A 2,207-nucleotide genomic window follows, 5' to 3' on the forward strand; every position below is an offset into this window, starting at 1 on the left:
CCCCGTGAGGTGTATCCCCAGTCGTGATCGAGATCGGCGATGCGGTTGGCGTCGAGCAGCGCGGCGGGGAACCGGGTGGGGCCGTAGTCCGGCCCGGCCTCGAGCAGCACGACGCGCCGGGCGGGGTTCTCGCTCAGGCGCGCGGCGAGCACCGCGCCGGCCGACCCGCCGCCGACGATCAGGACGTCGGCCGGTTCTACGGAGTGGGACATGGTAGGACCCTTTCGATCTCGTTGGAGGGAGCGTCCGGCACCGAGCCGCCGCAGACGACATCGGAATCGTGCTCCAGGCAGACTTCATCCGTGACGAGTGTCGAAGTCAGGCGGAGAGGATTTTGCACAACCCTGGCCGACTCGGGAAGCCGACCACCGACGTCTGGCCGAAAAATTCCAGCGGGCATCACCGCCTGAAGGATCTACTCCATGACCAACCTTCTGAAGGCGTTTCATTCACCGGAGACCACCCAGGGCCCGGCGTTCGCGCGGTACGTCGGGTTCGCTCGTGATCAGGTATCAGAGCGCGTAGACGCGGAGGGCGGTCCGGTGGTCGTGGCGGGCGCGGGCGATGTCGGCGTGACCGGTCGGGCGCACGGGCGAACCCGGCGACGACGCCAGTTCACCACTCATCCGACAGCGCCACGTGCCCACCACAGCCGGTTATCAGTGCCGCGGAAGTGAATATCGGCCACGTGAGCCGCGCTCGATGGAACGAATCAGCCAATACTGCGCCACGTGCGGTGGCTAGACCTTTCGGGCACATACATTCGCCGTGCATACCGGAAACCTCGATGGTGTCCGCATCGTATGCAATCTAATGCCATGCATCGACCGCGATCACATACCCGTCAATGGAGGTAACCACATGCCCATCTCCACCGCCGACAAACTCCTTCGGCTCTCCCTGACCACGTTCCCGTTCATCAATGAGTCACAGTTCTTCCCGGCGCTCTCAACTTACAAGGTAGATAGAGTCTTCGATCTCGCCCAATTCGAGGAGGCCATGGCGCACTTCTTTCGGGGGAATCCACTCTTCTCCAAATGCCACCTGATAGAGCTGACCTTCGATTCTCCCCAGGATTTCCCCCTCGCGTCCTTCCAGGGACTCCTTTCGGATAAATATGAAAGCTACTGTGACAGCTTTCTGGTCGCTTCCATCACCTATCGCTCCGACCCACACATGCAGGGCATCTTCACCTGCGTGCCCTTCCCGCTGCAAGACGGATACAAATGTTTCCGCTTTCATCAGGCGCTGATGAAAACCCTGAAGACCAGGCAGGACGAATTCCAAATCGCCCGAGGCCTCGCAGATCTAGGGATCCGGCCCGATGAGCTGTCAGACTTCATGCCACCCGTTGAAACATCGTCCTCCAGCGAGGTCAAAGAACTCCCCGTCGGGTTCACCGAAAGCTGTGCTGCGCCGACCAAAATCGGCCCCTACTTGGATAAAATGAAAACCGAGTTCCTTGATCGCGACAGTGAAAACATGTTCATCCTCAAGAACAGTCTTTACTCGCCAGATCTACCCCTTGGCAATTCCCTCCTGTTTCTGCCGGTGCCGCGAAGCGTAGTCGAGCGAAGCACGGGAATCCAGATCCGCGATTACTACCACACCGAGGAGCAGAGGCAGATGGACCAACTGTCTCGCCTCACTCTGCGAGACGACTTCATCGAGGCCGGCCGGGCCAGAATCGGCGAGATGATTGCCACGCCCAACGTATTTTGCGTCAACAACTACGGCAATGTATCGGCGCGCGACGGCTCAGATATCCACGCAAGCCAGGGCACGCTCACGAAGTACCAATGGCATATGCCGATGCTCGTGTTGGGACTTGCAGCGGGCGAGCGGTCCGGACTCTCCTTTACAATCACCATTCGCGACAAAGCGTTCAACTTCAAGACGGTCGCTCGAGCGTCCCAGCAGGATGACAACGGCAAAGAGGCTATCGAAAACAGCCGGACAGCGTCCGTCGTATGAATCCCTGCGGGTGATCACCCGTGCCGGAAGGGCCAGCACAGCGTCGGCGTCACCGAACTCGCCTACTCGGACCCTTCCCGCCCGGCGCGGGAAGTCGACGGCACCATGCGTGGCGGCGGGCGCCCCCACGACGGCCCGCCCCACCAGCACCCCCCCCCCCCCCCAGGCCCCCCCCCCCGGCACCCCCCCGGCGTGGGGGGGGGGCGCGGGGCGGGGGGGGAATATCACACCCC

2 protein-coding genes are annotated in these 2,207 nt (G+C 61.9%); one reads left to right on the plus strand and one right to left on the minus strand.

Annotated elements, in window-relative coordinates; all coding sequences use genetic code 11:
* On the minus strand, nt 1-212 hold a 212-nt coding region (locus tag ACFWPJ_RS30990), incomplete at its 3' end, for an FAD-dependent oxidoreductase (protein WP_378856793.1).
* Between the two features lie 649 nt (nt 213-861).
* Here ACFWPJ_RS30990 and ACFWPJ_RS30995 point away from each other — a divergent pair.
* A complete protein-coding gene (locus ACFWPJ_RS30995) occupies nt 862-1,974 on the plus strand; it encodes a hypothetical protein (protein WP_378856795.1) in 1,113 nt (370 codons plus the stop codon).
* Nucleotides 1,975-2,207: the final 233 nt, after the last annotated feature.

The sequence above is a fragment of the Nocardia sp. NPDC058497 genome (assembly GCF_042720195.1).
Classification (GTDB): domain Bacteria; phylum Actinomycetota; class Actinomycetes; order Mycobacteriales; family Mycobacteriaceae; genus Nocardia.

Bases quoted from the DNA above. Each gene is read 5' to 3' on its own strand.
- ACFWPJ_RS30995 (WP_378856795.1), top strand. From the start codon at position 862: ATGCCCATCTCCACCGCCGACAAACTCCTTCGGCTCTCCCTGACCACG.